The following is a 17,511-nucleotide window of genomic DNA, read 5'->3' on the forward strand; positions in this document are numbered from 1 at the left end:
CAAGCATCCTCTGGCTGCTGTACAATAAATGAAATGGTTAAAGAATAAGAAAGGCACATATATATTACTGTTAGACTTTTTTCGGTAATACACAAAAGGGGAAAACCAATGATCAGACCCACTCTAAAAATGATAAGTTGTGTTCTGCTGACCATCATTATGATTTGGACCTCCATGTCAGCACATCCTGTTCTGGGAGCTCCTTCAGAAGAGGCAAACCGGATTTTGCAGGATAGTCTGTCAATCGTCGAGATTGATCATGAAATTGAGCGGATCAGCCATGAACAGCAGATGCTTTTACAACGTCAGCAGGAACTCAGGAGCAATCTTGCCACTCAGCAGGAACAGATGACTATGCAAAGGAAACGCGCGGGTTCTGTGCTGCGCTCCTATTATATGGGTGAAAGGGACAAGCTGCTCAGTGTAGTACTGGGTGCCAAAAGTCTAAAACAGCTTCTCTCCCTGTACGATTACTACTTGTTGCTGATTAGCCACGATCAGGATGTACTTCAAGAATACGAGTCCAATTATCGGAATATGCGAAAAACAGAAGAACAGGTCACCCGGGCTTCATCAGATTTGGAAACCGTCAAAACAAACCTGCTGGAACAACGTAAGCGTATTGTCCTGCTTCAGGCGCGTGTAAATGACGGTGTTAACGCCAGCAAGGACCCGGATACTCTACGCAAGCTGATTGGCGAAATGACAGCTTATTGGGAGAATGTAGGCGTCTACGAGGTGAACAAGCATTTTAAAGCGCTGGCTCAAGCGATGCAGGATTTGCCTCAATTTATTCAACAACAGCAAGGAGCCATGATTACAAACGGCAAAGTCATTACGATAAGCATACGTGAGGATGATTTTAACCGTTTTCTGAAATCGGAAAATGAATTATTTAATCACTTCAACTTTTCCTTCGGGCAGGATCGTATTGTTGTAGAAGGCCAACAGGGCACCATGAAATTAAGGGTAGAGGGGCACTACACGGTAGAGAATGAACCACAAAATGCAATTTTATTCCATGTGGATCGCCTGGTCTTTAACGGGCTGGAGCTACCAGATACGACCCGTAACAAGCTGGAAAAGGATTTTGATCTAGGCTTCTATCCGCAGCAACTCATTTCTTATGTCAAAGCTACAGAGGTACGCACCATAGCCGGAGTACTTGAGGTTAAGCTCGAATTGAGCCTGAAGTAAGGCTTTGACACCCTTGTATTGCTATCATAAATAATACATGGACAAAAATAAGAGACCCCGGGATGTTCCCGAGGTCTTCTTATTTACAACAAATACTACGCAGTATATAAACATCCTTATCATGGGGTAGTGATATGAGCTTCTACAGCAGATCGGCTGCCAACTGCGCCAGCTTGGAGCGCTCTCCTTTTTCCAGCATGATATGCCCGCTAATCCCTTCCTGCTTGAAGCGTTCTACTACATACGTCAAGCCGTTACTGGCAGCATCCAGATAGGGGTGATCAATTTGCTCCGGGTCTCCCATCAAGATGATTTTACTCCCCTCACCTACACGGGACACGATTGTTTTGATTTCATGCCGCGACAAATTCTGTGCCTCATCAATAATAATAAATTGTCCAGGTATTGAACGCCCGCGAATATAAGTGAGCGCCTCCACCTGAATGCTGCCCAAGCCCATCAAAATTTTATCAATATCGCCTGATTTTTTGGTATCAAACAAATATTCCAGATTGTCGTAAATCGGTTGCATCCACGGACGAAGCTTTTCTTCCTTTTCTCCCGGTAAATAACCGATATCCTTGCCCATAGGAACGACAGGACGGGCGATTAGCAGCTTCTTGAAGCGATGTTCATCCTCTACCTTGAGCAGACCAGCAGCGAGCGCCAGCAACGTTTTGCCTGTACCTGCTTTTCCGGTAATCGTCACCAGCGGTATATCGTCATTAAGCAATAGCTCCAGCGCCATCCGCTGTTGGGCATTACGCGCACTGATCCCCCACACAGGTTCATTGCTTAAATACAGAGGCTCTAATCGGTCTGCTTCCTGGTTTACTTTCAGCAATGCTGATTTTCCAGTCCCCATCTCGTCCTTTAGAATAACGAATTCATGAGGATATAGCGTATAAGACAGCTCCAATGGCTTAATCGGTAAAAAACGATTGGAATAAAACTCATCTATGATGGACGGATGCACCTGAATTGCCGAGTACCCGGGATATAGCTCACTCAGATCACCGGTTCTGTCGGATAAATAGTCTTCGGTCAGCAGTCCCAACACATCTGCCTTGATTCTCACCAGCACATCTTTACTAACCAGCACCACCGAACGCGGTTCAGGCAGTTCCTGCTCCTCCAACTGATAATTCAAGGCGACCGCCAAAATTCGATTATCGTTCGAAACTTCCCCGAACATCTCCTGAACTTTCAAAAAGCTCCGATGATTTAATTCAACCTTGAGCCTCCCACCTTGCGGAAGCGGAACACCGCTGTGCAGATGTCCTACTTTCCTCAACCCGTCCAGCAATCGTGATACGTTGCGGGCATTCCGTCCAATCTCATCCGCGTTGCGTTTTTTGGAGTCGATTTCTTCCAGAACAACAGCTGGAATAACCACTTCATGTTCTTTGAAGGTAAAGATGGCTTTCGGATCATGCAGTAGCACATTCGTATCCAGCACAAAAATTTTCTTCATTTAGATCCCCTCCAAAGCGGCGTGGACAATCTCGTGTTTCATACCTATACCTATTCACCGGGTAGCCAATACTTGCTGATTCCCTGAAAAAAGACCCCAGCAGCAGCGTTAAACAACGAAAAGTTGGTAGGTAATTAGAGCCTTAGAGCCTGTACACCTTTGGATCAGACACAAAAGGCCCAGTGATCACTCACTGGACCTTACTTATTTCATTCATTTCATTACAGAAAAAGCTAACAACCTTAGACAGCAAACGGGTATGAATGTCAAAACCATATACTTGGCGTGCTACCCATTCAGACATACCTCAACCCCCCTTATGCAATAGAGCTTTTACTCGCTGCGAGTATAACATAAGAGGGAAGAAAGATACACACTCAAGAATTGGAAGAAGAGACAGTATTATTGTCGCTCGCTTTTTTTGATAGCTCCTCTTGCAAGGATTGTCTGGCCAGTTCAAGCTGTTTCTCATCAATATAGACATAAGGACTGCGCCATGTTCCTGCTACCGGATTGTATTTCACATTTTGCTTGGAAATATTCCAATAGGTCTGTACGAGATTTTTCATTTGCTGAGATTCAATATCTGTCATCAAATTCTTATCAACAGATTTAATAATTGCACTGAATTTACTTAGAGCACTGAAGGACTGCATTTGGTCAATTAAGGAATGAAGCACCTGATTTTGTCGACGGTTGCGATCAAAATCATCAGATTCAGCTGTTCTCGGGCGACAGTTTGATTTACGGTAACGAACAAAATCAAGGGCCTGATCACCGTTCAAATGTTGTGCTCCAGCCTTCAAGTTAATGTTAGTACCATCTGCACTGTCACGGTAACACATATTTTTGTCGACCGTAACATCTACGCCACCTAAATTATCCACAACATCTCTGAAGCCCTGGAAGTTAATAACCGTCACATAATCGATGTCAATATTCAAATATTTGCCGACCATCTTCTTCATTTGCTCTTCAGCGACTTCACCAGACTCTTTCTCTCTGGCCTTGAACACCGGATAGTACTCATTCAGCTTACGAGGTTTATATCCATCCAGTTCCAGTCGCGTATCCCTCGGCAACGACACGATTGTAGATGACTTGGTATTCGGATTCAGTGTAGCTACCATAATAACGTCCGACAAATAAGTTGGATGATCAGGGCGGTAATCCGTTCCAAGCAACAAAATGGTCAAAGGCTTGGCCTCGGCCAATTGTGTTTTGGGCACTTCCTTATTGATCCCCGTATCCAAAACTTCCTCTACCTGATTGTATAGGTAATAGGCATAACCGCCAGCCGCCAAGATACCTATAATGAGCAGAAACAGAACAAACTTCATAAACGATCTGAAAAAGCTTTTTTTCTTTTTCGTTTTTTTCGGTTTGGCGGATTTTTTCCCGCTTTGTGTCCGGGGAGGCAATCCGTTAGAAAGATTACTCATGCTTCAACACCTTTTCCTGCGTTTTTAGAAATAAAACTTTCTCCAAGTTTACAATCCTAAAACAGATACAGCGGCGCATCCCGTTGCCGGGCGTCGCCGCTGTGGCCAAAACCAATCCAATCAATTACGAATTTGCTTGTGCTGTTTTACGCTGTTTTTCTGCACGCTCGCGCTCACTTTTGTTCAAAATCTTTTTGCGCAAACGAATAGCATTAGGTGTAACTTCACAATACTCATCATCATTCAAATACTCGAGCGCCTGTTCCAAAGAGAAGATACGAGGCGTTTTAAGTTTTACGGTATCGTCTTTTGTTGCGGAGCGGACGTTCGTCAATTGCTTCTCTTTACAAATGTTAACAACGATATCGTTATCACGTGTATGCTCTCCGACGACCATACCTTCATAAATCTCAGTACCCGGCTCCAGGAACAGAATACCGCGATCCTCTACACCCATCATTCCATAGAATGTAGTGCTTCCATTTTCCGTCGAAATAAGTACGCCTTGATGACGTCCACCGACTTGACCACCAACAAATGGACCATAGCTGTCAAACGCATGGTTCATTACGCCATAGCCACGAGTCAAAGTCAGGAAGTTCGTAGTGTAACCAATCAGACCACGTGCAGGAATCAGGAATTCCAGACGAACCTGTCCGGTGCCGTTGTTGATCATGTTGACCATTTCAGCTTTGCGGGAACCCAGACTTTCCATAACTGCGCCCATGCTTTCTTCAGGAATATCAATGAGGAGACGTTCGATTGGCTCCATTTTCTTGCCATCGATTTCCTTCACGATTACTTCCGGTTTGGACACTTGCAGTTCATAACCTTCACGACGCATGTTTTCAATCAGGATACCCAGATGCAACTCACCACGTCCGGATACGATAAATGCGTCAGGACTGTCGGTTTCATCGACACGCAAGCTGACATCAGTTTCGAGTTCTTTCAGAAGACGTTCGCGGAGTTTACGGGATGTGATCCATTTACCTTCGCGACCTGCGAATGGGCTGTTATTAACCAGGAAGGTCATTTGCAGCGTTGGCTCATCAATCTTGAGTACAGGTAAAGCTTCAGGATGGTTTGGATCGGCAATCGTTTCTCCGATGTTAATATCCTTGATCCCTGCAATAGCCACAATGTCACCAGCGCCCGCTTGATCGGTTTCAATCCGTTTCAGACCTTGGAAACCGAACAGCTTCTCAATACGCGCTGATTTGCTGCTGCCGTCACGCTGCATAACCGTAACCGCTTGTCCCTGCTTGATAATACCGCGGTTTACACGACCAACTGCAATGCGGCCAAGATATTCGTTATAGTCCATCAGTGTTACGAGGAATTGAAGAGGCTCATCTATTTTCTCCGTTGGAGCTGGGATGTGATCCACAACGGTTTCGTACAATGCCTGCATGTTATCATCTTGCTTTTCGGCGTCCAAACTGGATGTTCCGTTCAGTGCTGAAGCATAAACAACAGGGAATTCCAACTGCTCATCACTCGCACCCAACTCGATGAACAGATCGAGTACTTCGTCAATAACTTCGGCTGGACGAGCTGCCGGACGGTCAATTTTGTTAACAACAACGATTGGCGTCAGGTTTTGCTCCAACGCTTTACGCAGTACGAATTTAGTCTGCGGCATACAACCTTCGTAAGCATCAACGACGAGCAAAACACCGTCAACCATTTTCATAATCCGTTCCACTTCGCCGCCAAAGTCGGCGTGTCCCGGTGTATCCACAATGTTAATCAGATAATCTTTGTACGTAATAGCTGTATTTTTTGCCAAAATCGTAATACCGCGTTCACGCTCCAGATCGTTGGAGTCCATGGCGCGCTCCTGAACAGCCTCGTGGTCTCTAAATGTTCCGGACTGTTGAAGAAGCTTGTCGACAAGCGTCGTTTTGCCGTGGTCGACGTGGGCAATAATTGCAATATTGCGAATGTTCTCTCTTGCATGCATGGTTTGTATCCATATCCTTTCCGTATATCAAAATAGTGTCTCTATCCTGAAAGTAATGCTTATCCAAGGCTAACAATCGTTCTTCAGGCCCGCTCCCTGCTAACCCTCTGTATATTTCAGGCTTTGTGCAGGCAGCTTCTCTTTCCGATTCGCGTGAAAACCTTAAAATAAGCGTCAGAAAACATTCCGACGCTCTTATCATATCCATTATATTATAGTTGAAATATGTCATAAAGCAAGACATTATTGGCTGTTCCGTAATTTACCGCCATAAATTTTGCACTGCTTGTCGTTTCACCATTTACGTTTGGTACGATTGTTAACCATCAGCCATATCCCTGCACCGATCAATACAACTGCAACAACATAAATCATTCCGGTCCTCAACATGCTAATAATCAGTAGAAGTACCGAAACGAGTCCCAAAATCATGCTCCCTGTATATACAGTGCGAGGCAGCGTTATATCATTAATAGCGTATTCCCATAATCCAACTGCCACACCCAGCAGTAACAAAGGCCATAGATAGGCCATCAGATGCCAGCCCCATGTATTACAGAGAAAAAATAAAAAACCGTACACCGACAAAATCCCGGCCGGCAGCAGCATAATGGGAGAAACCTTACGCATCATGTACATCGCATGCAATATAATACCAGGTATTAAAATCAGCAAGGGCCAGAAGTTTTGTCCCAAAAAGGAGAAGACCCCCAGTTTTCCCAACAAAATAATCAGTCCTACGGCAATGATGCCCAATCCGATCATACGCTCTTTTCCGGAATTCATCGTGGTCTCCTTTATTTGCTGGATTTTATAGTGTTACAAAAACCGAGTAGATTCCCCGGCGTTTGCAAAAGCTCTATGTCTAGTTTAGCCGATGTTTTCCAAAAAAACTACGTTCAAATACGGCGGGCTTGCAACTGCTGGAATATTCCTGCAATTACAACTGCGGCGGCCAGCAATCCCGGCAACCATGAATGTAAAACTTCCCCAGGCCCGGCTAACCACGCTCCCAGTCTGGGATCACGCAGTAGCATTTCACCTGCCGTGAAAGCCAATATTGCAGATCCGAGTAAAACAAGTACAGGGAAACGGTGAAGCCAGACTGCAATAACGTTGCTCCCCCACACCACAATTGGAATGCTAATTGCAATACCGATGACAATGATGGCAATATCCCCATTTGCAAGTGCTGCAATAGCCAATACATTATCCAGACTCATCACAAAATCCGCTACCAGAATCACCTGTATAGCCTTCCATATGCTTGTTTCTGCTCTTACTCCCACATTATCGTTATTCTCATAAAGCAGCTTAAACGCAATCCATAACAGAAGCAGACCGCCCGCCGCCTGAATAAAGGGTATGCCTAGCAAAAGGACAGCTGCAAAAGTCAACACACAGCGCAGGACAACTGCGGCGAGCGCTCCCCACCATATTGCTTGGCTCCGCTGCCTTGCAGGCAAGTTTTTGCTCGCCATGGCTATAACAACCGCATTATCACCGCTTAACACCAAATTGATCATTAATATTTTCAACAGCAAAATGATATGCTCCATGTGTACAAACACCCCCATGCTACTTGTATGCGAAATAGGACGAGGCTATGCTGTGTACTTGGAATCTAATCATTTCATTCATCAATAGCCATAATTTATTAAAAATCAATACCAGATTTGTTGAGCATAATCCTTGAAATCAGTAGCAAACAGCAATATAATGAATCGTATTTCCGAAAAACGGGTATTAATCATAAACAGAGCATACTGAACTTAGGTTGTTTAATCAGGGAGATGAGAACGATTGACATGTCCGGATTTCAGTTTTTTGGGCTACTGCTTAATGTGATATTTATTGACCTTCTGCTTGCAGGAGATAACGCTATTGTAATTGGACTTGCCGCCCGAAAGCTTCCGCCCGAAACGCAAAAAAAAGCGATACTGTATGGTACCGGAGGTGCTCTACTCATTCGTATAGCCGCCACGATTGTGGTGCTTTGGCTGCTTCAAGTGCCGTGGCTGTTACTCGTCGGGGGTGTAATGCTGATCTGGATCGCATATAAGCTGCTGGTAGATCAGGAGGATCACGCCGAAGTCAAAGCCGGCACGACTTTATGGGGGGCTATCCGCACCATCGTTGTAGCCGATGCAGCCATGGGGCTGGACAACGTAATTGCCGTCGCAGGCGCTGCCCAACAGCATTTGATACTGGTGGTACTCGGTCTGCTGATCAGCGTGCCGATTGTCGTATGGGGAAGTACTCTTTTCATCAAGCTTATTAACAAATTTCCCTGGATCATCTATTTGGGCTCGGCTGTGCTTGGCTATACTGCCTCCAATATGATTACCGAGGAACGCAAGCTGGAGCCATACTTTACCGAGCACCCCGCACTGCGTATCCTGTTTGTTGCCACAGTGATGGCTGGTATTCTGCTCACAGGCTATCTTCAAAACCGCAGAGCCATATCCAGCCGAAAAAAAGCGGTTTTGAAATAATTTTAAGAAAAAACTCATACATCTATAGACAAGGCAGACCCGACTTTAGTCGATGGATCTGCCTTTTTATATACCGCTAAGCGTAGCATCTTAAAAGATTTTAAAACCAATCCTCTTGCACAACTTCCTCTTTACGTCCCTCTATAGCCCCATCTGCCTCAAGAACAACAGTCTCCGTTATAGCCACGGCCTGCTCAATCAAAGTATTTAAATCCCGAATAGAGGCTTCGATCTTTTGAACAACCCATAAATTAGGATTGGTCGTTGGGGATTTGGGAACAAACAATGTGCAGCAATCCTCATACGGCAGGATAGATAGATCGTATGTGCCGATTTGCTTGGCTATTTCCGTAATTTCCTGTTTATCCATCATCACCAGAGGACGCAGCAACGGTAATTCCGTCGAACGCCCAATCACATTCATGCTCGATAAAGTTTGGCTGGCTACTTGGCCGAGACTGTCACCCGTCACAAGCGCCGGCGCGCCTTCACGCTCCGCCAGCATCGTAGCAATACGCAGCATGGACCGTCTCATCAGCGTGATGATTAGATTATCCTGTCCAGTGCGTGTAAAAGCCGTCTGCACCTCCGTAAAAGGTACGAGATGAATCTTGATGCGTCCCGCGTAACCCGCCAATACCCTCGCCAAGTCAATAACCTTTTCTTTCGCACGCTCGCTCGTAAACGGATAGCTGTAAAAATGGACGCATTCGATTTCCAATCCTCTGCGCATGGAGGACCATCCCGCTACCGGACTGTCGATTCCGCCCGAGAGCAGCAGCATAGCTTTGCCGTTTGTACCTAACGGATAGCCTCCTACAGCCGTAATAATATCGCTAAATATATAAGCCGCCTGCTCTCTGACTTCCACCCGTAGCTCGATATCCGGTTGACGGACATCGACCTTTAACACTGGAAACCCGCGCAGTATCGGCGAACCAATCAAATGATTCATCTCATGAGAGGAATGGGCAAATCCTTTCCACACCCTGCGAGCATTTACCTTGAAAGTCGTTCCTTCCGTCGGATTCAACTCACGCATCAAGGCTACAGCGGTCTCAATAATCGTGTCAAGCTCAACAGGAGCCATTTTAACAGGACTGATGGTTGTGATACCAAACACCTTTTGCAATACTTGGATGATCTGCTCATAAGACTCTCCCCCAAGAACTACATAAATCCGTCCAAATTCCTTACGCAGAGAAGCGCCGGGAAACGGCTTGAGCAACAGTTTCACGTGATTCAGTACCGCTTTTTCAAAACGGGCGCGGTTTTTCCCTTTCAATGTAAATTCGCCAAAGCGAAGCAACAGCATATCATAGTGCATTTTAACGTTTCCACCTTTCAAGGGATTCCAATTGCGCCACAGCCTGACGGAGCGCGAGAATAAGCTCGTCAATATCCTGTTCTGTATGTTCATCGCCGAAGCTGATCCGAATACCGCCGGACGCCTCCGCCTCATTGCGACCCATCGCCAGTAATACCCGGCTAGGCTCGGCCAATTTGGAGGAACAAGCCGATTTGGTCGATACTGCCACGCCCAATTGCTCCAGCGTATGCAGCAGCACCTCTGCCTTCATACCCGGATACGAAAAATGGACAATGTGCGGCGCTTCCTGCCCGCTATTCAGTCGCAATTGCGGAATCGTCTTCACTTCTGCGGCTACCCGATCTCTCCACGCAGTCATACGCTGCGCCGCCTCTGCTTGCCGTTCTCCTGCCAGCCGGACCGCCTTGGACATACCGACAAGCAGCGGAACATTTTCCGTACCTGCACGAAATCCCTGCTCCTGGGAACCTCCGCTAAGCAGCGAGAAAAGCTCCAGACCTTCCCGAACAAAAAGCAGTCCGGCTCCTTTGGGACCGCGCAGCTTATGTGCGGACAGGCTGTACAGATCAGCCTTCCAGCCCCGGATATTCACCGGAAGCTTTCCATAGCCCTGCACACCATCAACATGGAACAGTACACGTGGGAACTGTTCCTTCAACGCAACTCCGATATCATGCAACGGCTGTACCCTTCCCGTCTCATTATTGACATGCATAATGCTGACTAAAATCGTGTCTTTACGGATAGCTGCACATACCTGCTTGGCACTGACATGCCCTTCCGCATCAACGGGCAGAGATGTGACCTCAAAGCCCATTTCTGCCAACTGTCTGCAAGCTTCATACACCGACGGATGCTCCGTTGACACCGTAACGATATGCTTGCCTCTGGCCTGATACTGCAAGGCCACTCCCTTAATAGCGAGATTGTTGCTTTCCGTTGCCCCGGATGTGAACACAATCTCCGCCGGATGCACCCCCAAAGCTGTAGCACAAACCTCCCGGGAACGCTTAAGCAGCTTATCCGCATCTTCCCCGTACCGATGCATTGAGGACGGATTGCCGTAGTGGAGTCTCATCACCTCAGCAATCGTCGTAATCACCTCTTCAAAAGGCGGAGTTGTCGCTGCATAATCAAAATATTTCATGAAACTCCCCTTTCTGCCCTGCAACCTCTACAACAAAAAAAGACCAAAACAGGGAAAGGCCACTGTATTACACAGTGACACCCTTTCCCCATATTGATCCCACCTGCGGACCTGTCTGATTAAAATTTTGTTTTTTTCTTTATAAGCTACAGGGCTTAAAACGTATATTTTTCACGTGCATTCTGAATTTTGGCAATATACTTTTGCGTTTCTACCGGAAGCATGTTCAGCACAGCCATCAACTGCTCGTCACTATTCACGCCCAATCGCTGTACCCGTCCGGGGCCTGCATTATAAGCTGCCAAGGCCATATTTTCCTGTCCATTAAAACGCTTAATCTGGTAAGACAAATAACGAACTCCGGCATCAATATTTTGTGCAGGGTCATACGCATCGCTAACTCCCAATCCTTGGGCCGTAGCATCCATAAGCTGCATAAGCCCTTTGGCTCCAGCTGAAGAAGTGACAAGCGGGTTAAACGAAGATTCTGTATCAATGACTGCTTTAATCAGCGACACCGGAACTCCGTATTTATTGCTGGCCTCGTTAATGAAATCATCATAAGCTGTAGGTTTGGTCGGCCCATCGGTTGCTGTGCCGGAAGCAGGATATACCGCCAATGGCGAAGTCGTTCCCCTCGATGGTCCCAATTGAAGCCAGAGCAACCCATTTTCATCCCTTGTAACGTCCCCTGAATTTACACGAGCTGCAGCATCATCTGTCTCCAACTGCCCTGCCTGCTCAAGTAATCCGGAAAAAGCGTCCGTTGTACCCGTTTGTGCTGTGGAACCTATATTACTCAACAACTGCGTATCTATTATGGCCTTGGACACGCGCGGATCTATTTGCATGTGGCATTCCCAACTTTCTTTAGTTGTTATATCCCAAACAGCCTATCATTACTGCTTATGATACAACGTTTTGATATGTACTGCCATACTTTTTAAGGAAAAAAGCTCCGCATCTGTCGAATTGACAGCGGAGCTTCATGGTACTGGGTCAATACAGAATAGATCGCTTATAATTTTACTCGAACAGAGCAAGCGATCACCTGGCTTTTCGTGCCTTCACGAGATCAACGAACAAACGGAATAAAAGCAAAGTAACTTAATGTCGCCAGCGCACCCAGTCCAATCGACCAAATACCTGTTGTTTTGTTACCATTTACATAAGCAAAAAAGCCCAACACTGCAGCAATAGGCCCCAGCACAATAGACCACATAAACAGTGCAGCAATTCCTGCGGCTAGACCGATATAGCCAGAGATACGTCCACTTTGGCTTATGACATGCTGCTCATCCTTGTCCTCATGCCGAGTCACGGCTGGTGAGCCTGGAGCTACCTCAGCCGCATATTCCTCCCGGTGATTGCGACGCTTGGCAGACCGCTCTTGAGTGCGACGGGGGTAGTCCACACGCTCACGGCTAAAATGCTCTTGGTCTTGATGCTTATCAGTTTTATGATCCTCCATAATACACTGCACCTCCAAATACGTAATGATTCGCGGTATGAATTTTTACAGGGACTTTGGTTTAAAAGTGTGGCAACAGGTTGCAGCAGATGTTGCAGCCTGGTCACGTTCAACTGAGCTGAAGCTTTCACCCGCATATTCTTCATCAAATTTTTTTCCTGCATGACTGTCAATTTCTATCATGATCAAATCTGCCTTGCACAAGTTGTTTTCTCCCCAATAATGACAATTGGCTACGCTGCATTTGACTATTGGCTTGGCCTCTTGGCTCATGATTATCACCTCGGATTCATTGTCTCCCCCGTAGCGTTCACCTATGCGCCACGGCATATGGCAGTTGGTGACATACGAAAAAAGCCGTTTCCGGCACCTCCTCCAAACTGGCAGGAAGCAAACAGGAAACGGCTTGCTTGTCTCATATGTTTTTGTTTTCAATTAAAAAAATCTCTGGCTAGATGCTTACGCATGTGTACGGCGAGTCTGCATCCGGCGCTGAGTCAAATAATCACTTTCATAATAAGCAAGATCATCGCGCAATTCTTCAAAATTTTTCGTAATGTCCATGATCACTTCGCGGGCGGGCGTTACTGGCGTTTTACGGAAGCGTATAGCATCTTGTCCCGTATAAGCGTAGCGTCCATCCTCTGCGTAAGATTCATTTTTGGGATAAAAAAAGCTGTTCACGCAGTCATGGTAAACGTTATACAATGCCTTTTCCGCAAAATCGACGTCAAAGTTGGCACGGCGCAAAGCCACACCCAGCTTTTCATAAGATATTTCGGAAAAAACAAGGACATGGCGGAGATCCGACAAAAAGCCTTTGTAAAAGAGTACGGACTCCTCACTGCGATCCACAGCCAGCTCCGGCAGTGCATGCTCATTAAGGAATGCTTCCACCCGTTCCACGGCAGATTTCAGTTTCTCCTGCGCCGACTCACATAATTTTTGTACGTTGACTGCTGACATTAATGCAGCTCCCCCTTATTTGTTGCTTCTTCATCAATTTGGTTACCCGAAAATAGATCCTTCTTAACCGAAAGAGCTATAATTTTCAGTATTTATCCTAACACAAATAAGGATTGAAAGGTATAAAAACATGCCAACCTTCTCACGCTAAACCATAAATTCATAAACTCCCAAGGAGGACGGTCCCATGTCTCGGCAAAAATGGTTAAAACCCCTGATCGGAGCAGCCGCCGGGGTGCTTATCATCACCCTGATGCTGCCTTCCCGAGATCACCGCCACACACCACAGCCCGAATATACGGCAAAAGTGGTGCCACAGCAGGAAAAGCAGCTCAAAAAAGGAATGTTGGCTTTGGACTTGTCCGCTACGGATACCATCACTCGCATGGATGCGAGGCAGGATATTGAATACGTAATGCGAGAACTGAATGATAAAACTAATGATCAGAAAAAGCATTTTGCCCGCAAGCTTCAGCAGTCGCACAGTCATCTTCACACACTGCAATGGATCAATACACGTGACGGGAAGAGCACTACCTACACAGGCAGCAAGGCACAACCTCGTCTGCTTAATCACATTCAAGTCAAAAACAGCCTGGCTGCGGCTCGCCGTTCCGTCCTGCAAAACAAATCTTACGAGTCCGCTGCTTTTCAGGCAGAGGATGGAAAATATTTTGTCATGGCAGAGCCATCGACTGACGGGACATACGGCGTTGCCGCGCTGGTCAGCCAGCAAGTGCTTCGTGACGTGGAAAAGCATCAGCGTAAAAACCTGCGCCTGATCCCATACCCGAAGGAAGGCAGCTACAAAATCGAATCTGTACATCCCGACACACTGCATGATATTACTGTCAAGACGGGACATGACAATGAAAATGCGAGCCATTATTTTGAAAATGAAATCGTCGTTCGCTTCCGCCAAAATCCTGATCAACGGCAATTACGCGATATTGCAGCAGATTTGAACTGTGAGCCAGGCCGAAAGCTCGGTTATACGTATGTGTTCCATTCGAATAACATGAACTTCAAAGAGCTAAAGCAATATTTCTCGCAGAAGTGGAACCCGATATATGCAGAACCTCACTACATGTATCTGACTAATGAAAAAACACCCGTAAAAGCGTCGGATGTCTCTATTCCGAATGACCTGCTCTTTTCCCGCTATCAGTGGAATCTGCCGGCCACTGAAACCAACCGGGGCTGGGCGCTATCCAAAGGCAGCAAAAACGTAGTCGTAGCCGTCGTGGATACGGGAGTAGATATGGACCATCCTGATCTAAAGGGCCAAATCCTAGCGGGACACAACGTAGTCAGCCCGAAGGAAAAGCCTTACGATGACGTCGGTCACGGAACGCATGTTGCCGGCATTATTTCCGCGCTTGTGAACAACGGCGAGGGTGTTGCTGGCATGACATGGTACAACAAGGTTATGCCAGTCAAGGTACTCGATCAGTCCGGCTCCGGTACCACATATTCCGTGGCAGAGGGCATTATATGGGCCGCAGACCATGGAGCCAAGGTCATTAATTTGAGCCTCGGCAATTATGCGCAAGCTGAATTTTTGCACGATGCGATTAAATATGCCTATGACAAGGATATTGTATTAGTCGCGGCCACGGGAAATGATAATACGGAACGGCCTGGCTATCCCGCTGCCTATCCTGAAGTATTTGCCGTATCTGCCACAGACGCGTCCATGCACCGTGCTTCCTTTTCCAACTACGGAGATTATGTTGACGTTATGGCCCCCGGCGCAAGCATAGCAAGCACGTATCCGGGGAACCAATACGCTGCCCTCTCAGGCACTTCAATGGCCAGTCCGCATGTATCAGCGCTTGCGGCCCTCGTTCGTTCCATCAACCCCGACCTGACGAACAAAGAGGTCATGGAATTGATGAGAAACAGCGTGATTGATTTGGGTACACCGGGGCATGACAAATATTTCGGATATGGCCAAATCGATGTATATAAGGCGTTGAAAGCAGCTCAACGTCCGTATGTTCCTTTGCAGTTTTATCCACAGCATTTGGGTGACAAGATAAAATCTCTCTTGAAGATGCTGGAAACGTAAAAAAGTTTCCGTTTGGGCAAAAAGCAGCCATGTACGCTCCATGGCTGCTTTTTTGTAATCCCTTAGCGCTTAGAGCTGCTACGTACCTGACGCTTGCCATTACTGCGAGTATGACTGCGGGTATGACAGCAAGGATCAGAAGGGTCTTTTACAGTCACTGGGAATACATGGTGTGGTACAGGTATAATGTGCGCTTGGTTGATAATTTCAATCGGATGAATAACAGGCACCACTTGTGGGAAAAATTGATGATTTACAAATTGGATCGGCGGGCACACGATCGGTTCGTTAGGGCAATGACTCATAATGTGCAACTCCTTTCGGTGAATTAGTACAGCATATTGCGAAGGGGCTCCCTGTGATTGGATGATTACCCCCTATTACAAATATCCTTACAAAATAGGCCTTCGTTCCATGATGACCGAGCGGTCAAGCAGTTCTCCCAGCAAGCGGCATAACTTGCGCAATCCTGCTTCGAGTGTGTCCTTGGCCGTGTATGAAAAGGAAATACGAATATGATTACTTTCCATACCACCTGCATAACATACCCCGCCGGGTAAAAAAGATATGCCTTCCCGATCAGCTAATCGTCCCAGCTCTGCGATATCAACAACAGGCGGGAGTTTTATCCATATATTAAGACCACCCTCAGGTGCTTGCCAGGTGACTTCTGCAGGGGCAAAGCGTTGGAGTGTGTGCAAAGCAGTTGTCAGACGGTCCTGCATTTGATCTCTTAACGAGACAAGATGGTTATCCAGCCGATGCCTGATGAAAGGTAACAATGCTTTTTGCGTCAACAGAGGGCTTCCCAGATCCGTAGTTGACTTGGCTGCCACAAGGCGGTCCAGCACACTTCCTGTAGCCACTACACAAGCGATGCGACAGCCGGGAGCGACGGTTTTACTGAAGCTTTTAATATAAATCACATGTCCGGACAAATCATGCGCCTTGATGGAAAGCGGCGGCTTTGTTTTGTAGTACAGATCAGAAAACGGATCATCTTCGACGATCAGACAATGATAACTTTGCGCCAGATCCAGAAGTTGCATGCGTCTGACCGTCGTTAAGGTTGTTCCAGTGGGATTATGAAAGGTAGGTATCGTATAGATCAGCTTTGGAGGATGAGTGTCACAGAGGCGTGTCAGGATATCCATGCGCATGCCCTGCTCATCCATCGGAATCATGACCACCTTGGCACCTCGGCTGGTGAATACATCAATCGCACCCGTATACGTAGGAGCCTCCATATAGACGACGTCACCAGGGCCAACGAACGTACGCGCCACAAGATCAATCCCCTGTTGGGCACCGCTTGTCACAAGCAGATGTTCTGCTTCAGTACGGACTCCACGTTCGCTCAGGTGAACTGCAAATACTTCCCTCAGTTCTACATCCCCTTCGAAGGTGCCGTAAACAGCCATCGCATCGGGATCTTCGGAGGATAAACGTCGGGTATCGTCAATGATTTCACGAGTGGGAAGAAGCTCTGGCTGAACTGCCGCAATATGAAATGAATAGGGAACCTGACGGCTATGATTAAAGTTTCTCCACAACTGTGCACGCGGCAAGTAATCAATCAGCGACATTTGCCATGATAAATCCAGCGCTTCCTCACGATGCAATGACACAGAAGGTTCGGCTACATAGCATCCCTTTCCCTGTGTACACACCACAAGATGTATGGATTCCAGCTCCGCATACGCCTTGCTTACAGTTACAGGGCTAACGGAAAGCAGACTGGACAAATGGCGGACAGAGGGAAGCTTTGTACCCTGAGGCAGCAGTCCTGACTGGATACGGTCCGCCAATGTTTTGGCAATCTGTAAATATAATTTAACACTGCTATTGCGGCTGAGTTCAATATGCATCGGAATCGTCCCTCCAGGATCTTGACCATTGGCTTCCATTGTAACATTCAATCACTTGATAGACGACGCGAATCGGCCGAACGA

The 17,511-nt window shown here is 46.7% G+C and carries 16 protein-coding genes; 3 read left to right on the top strand and 13 right to left on the bottom strand.

Features of this window, described 5'->3' with window-relative positions:
• The first annotated feature begins 108 nt into the window (after positions 1–108).
• Positions 109–1,197, top strand: coding sequence for a coiled-coil domain-containing protein (locus QMK20_RS16825; protein WP_283652503.1), 1,089 nt, complete (start codon positions 109–111; stop codon positions 1,195–1,197).
• Positions 1,198–1,339: 142 nt separating this feature from the next.
• Here QMK20_RS16825 and QMK20_RS16830 read toward each other — a convergent pair whose 3' ends face one another.
• The 5 genes from QMK20_RS16830 to QMK20_RS16850 form a co-directional block, all read right to left on the bottom strand.
• Complete coding sequence (locus QMK20_RS16830; RefSeq protein WP_283652504.1) at positions 1,340–2,671, bottom strand: PhoH family protein; 1,332 nt, start codon at positions 2,669–2,671, stop codon at positions 1,340–1,342.
• Positions 2,672–3,048: 377 nt separating this feature from the next.
• Positions 3,049–4,113: an LCP family protein gene (locus QMK20_RS16835; RefSeq protein WP_283652505.1), complete on the bottom strand. Its 1,065-nt coding sequence runs from the start codon at positions 4,111–4,113 to the stop codon at positions 3,049–3,051.
• Positions 4,114–4,237: 124 nt separating this feature from the next.
• Entirely contained in the window at positions 4,238–6,079 is a 1,842-nt protein-coding gene (gene typA, locus QMK20_RS16840) for a translational GTPase TypA (protein WP_283652506.1), read from the bottom strand.
• Positions 6,080–6,373: 294 nt separating this feature from the next.
• Entirely contained in the window at positions 6,374–6,865 is a 492-nt protein-coding gene (locus QMK20_RS16845) for a hypothetical protein (RefSeq protein ID WP_283652507.1), read from the bottom strand.
• 113 nt (positions 6,866–6,978) lie between these two features.
• Positions 6,979–7,638, bottom strand: coding sequence for a TerC family protein (locus tag QMK20_RS16850; RefSeq protein ID WP_283652508.1), 660 nt, complete (start codon positions 7,636–7,638; stop codon positions 6,979–6,981).
• 249 nt (positions 7,639–7,887) lie between these two features.
• Between QMK20_RS16850 and QMK20_RS16855 the strand changes: the two genes are divergently transcribed.
• A complete protein-coding gene (locus QMK20_RS16855; RefSeq protein ID WP_404518746.1) occupies positions 7,888–8,574 on the top strand; it encodes a TerC family protein in 687 nt (228 codons plus the stop codon).
• Between the two features lie 100 nt (positions 8,575–8,674).
• On the opposite strand, the gene thiI is transcribed toward QMK20_RS16855, so the two are convergent.
• From thiI to QMK20_RS16885, 6 genes are all read right to left on the bottom strand, one after another.
• Positions 8,675–9,901, bottom strand: coding sequence for a tRNA uracil 4-sulfurtransferase ThiI (thiI, locus tag QMK20_RS16860; protein WP_283652510.1), 1,227 nt, complete (start codon positions 9,899–9,901; stop codon positions 8,675–8,677).
• 1 nt (position 9,902) lies between these two features.
• The gene (locus QMK20_RS16865) at positions 9,903–11,051 is read right to left on the bottom strand and encodes a cysteine desulfurase family protein (protein ID WP_283652511.1); all 1,149 of its coding nucleotides are present in this window, start codon (positions 11,049–11,051) and stop codon (positions 9,903–9,905) included.
• Between the two features lie 155 nt (positions 11,052–11,206).
• The gene (locus QMK20_RS16870) at positions 11,207–11,902 is read right to left on the bottom strand and encodes a lytic transglycosylase domain-containing protein (protein ID WP_283652512.1); all 696 of its coding nucleotides are present in this window, start codon (positions 11,900–11,902) and stop codon (positions 11,207–11,209) included.
• Positions 11,903–12,126: 224 nt separating this feature from the next.
• Positions 12,127–12,522 (bottom strand): hypothetical protein, encoded by a 396-nt coding sequence (locus QMK20_RS16875; RefSeq protein WP_283652513.1) that lies wholly within the window; start codon positions 12,520–12,522, stop codon positions 12,127–12,129.
• A gap of 45 nt (positions 12,523–12,567) precedes the next feature.
• Positions 12,568–12,795 (bottom strand): DUF1540 domain-containing protein, encoded by a 228-nt coding sequence (locus QMK20_RS16880; RefSeq protein WP_149093304.1) that lies wholly within the window; start codon positions 12,793–12,795, stop codon positions 12,568–12,570.
• Between the two features lie 186 nt (positions 12,796–12,981).
• Positions 12,982–13,488, bottom strand: coding sequence for a YpuI family protein (locus QMK20_RS16885; RefSeq protein ID WP_044648202.1), 507 nt, complete (start codon positions 13,486–13,488; stop codon positions 12,982–12,984).
• 187 nt (positions 13,489–13,675) lie between these two features.
• Here QMK20_RS16885 and QMK20_RS16890 point away from each other — a divergent pair, with 187 nt between their 5' ends.
• Positions 13,676–15,559, top strand: coding sequence for a S8 family peptidase (locus QMK20_RS16890; RefSeq protein WP_283652514.1), 1,884 nt, complete (start codon positions 13,676–13,678; stop codon positions 15,557–15,559).
• 62 nt (positions 15,560–15,621) lie between these two features.
• Here the strand turns inward: QMK20_RS16890 and QMK20_RS16895 are convergent, their stop codons facing one another.
• Positions 15,622–15,864, bottom strand: a complete 243-nt coding sequence (locus tag QMK20_RS16895) for a hypothetical protein (protein WP_082067272.1) — start codon at positions 15,862–15,864, stop codon at positions 15,622–15,624.
• Between the two features lie 87 nt (positions 15,865–15,951).
• Entirely contained in the window at positions 15,952–17,427 is a 1,476-nt protein-coding gene (pdxR, locus tag QMK20_RS16900) for a MocR-like pyridoxine biosynthesis transcription factor PdxR (protein ID WP_283652515.1), read from the bottom strand.
• Between the last annotated feature and the right edge of the window lie 84 nt (positions 17,428–17,511).

Origin of the sequence: Paenibacillus sp. RC334, from assembly GCF_030034735.1 — a bacterium.
GTDB lineage: Bacteria > Bacillota > Bacilli > Paenibacillales > Paenibacillaceae > Paenibacillus > Paenibacillus terrae_A.

Bases quoted from the DNA above. Each gene is read 5' to 3' on its own strand.
- pdxR (WP_283652515.1), bottom strand. From the start codon at position 17,427: ATGCATATTGAACTCAGCCGCAATAGCAGTGTTAAATTATATTTACAG.
- QMK20_RS16875 (WP_283652513.1), bottom strand. From the start codon at position 12,522: ATGGAGGATCATAAAACTGATAAGCATCAAGACCAAGAGCATTTTAGC.
- QMK20_RS16830 (WP_283652504.1), bottom strand. From the start codon at position 2,671: ATGAAGAAAATTTTTGTGCTGGATACGAATGTGCTACTGCATGATCCG.
- QMK20_RS16870 (WP_283652512.1), bottom strand. From the start codon at position 11,902: ATGCAAATAGATCCGCGCGTGTCCAAGGCCATAATAGATACGCAGTTG.
- QMK20_RS16865 (WP_283652511.1), bottom strand. From the start codon at position 11,051: ATGAAATATTTTGATTATGCAGCGACAACTCCGCCTTTTGAAGAGGTG.
- QMK20_RS16850 (WP_283652508.1), bottom strand. From the start codon at position 7,638: ATGGAGCATATCATTTTGCTGTTGAAAATATTAATGATCAATTTGGTG.
- thiI (WP_283652510.1), bottom strand. From the start codon at position 9,901: ATGCACTATGATATGCTGTTGCTTCGCTTTGGCGAATTTACATTGAAA.
- QMK20_RS16885 (WP_044648202.1), bottom strand. From the start codon at position 13,488: ATGTCAGCAGTCAACGTACAAAAATTATGTGAGTCGGCGCAGGAGAAA.
- QMK20_RS16845 (WP_283652507.1), bottom strand. From the start codon at position 6,865: ATGAATTCCGGAAAAGAGCGTATGATCGGATTGGGCATCATTGCCGTA.
- QMK20_RS16825 (WP_283652503.1), top strand. From the start codon at position 109: ATGATCAGACCCACTCTAAAAATGATAAGTTGTGTTCTGCTGACCATC.
- QMK20_RS16880 (WP_149093304.1), bottom strand. From the start codon at position 12,795: ATGAGCCAAGAGGCCAAGCCAATAGTCAAATGCAGCGTAGCCAATTGT.
- QMK20_RS16895 (WP_082067272.1), bottom strand. From the start codon at position 15,864: ATGAGTCATTGCCCTAACGAACCGATCGTGTGCCCGCCGATCCAATTT.
- QMK20_RS16890 (WP_283652514.1), top strand. From the start codon at position 13,676: ATGTCTCGGCAAAAATGGTTAAAACCCCTGATCGGAGCAGCCGCCGGG.
- QMK20_RS16835 (WP_283652505.1), bottom strand. From the start codon at position 4,113: ATGAGTAATCTTTCTAACGGATTGCCTCCCCGGACACAAAGCGGGAAA.
- typA (WP_283652506.1), bottom strand. From the start codon at position 6,079: ATGCATGCAAGAGAGAACATTCGCAATATTGCAATTATTGCCCACGTC.
- QMK20_RS16855 (WP_404518746.1), top strand. From the start codon at position 7,888: ATGTCCGGATTTCAGTTTTTTGGGCTACTGCTTAATGTGATATTTATT.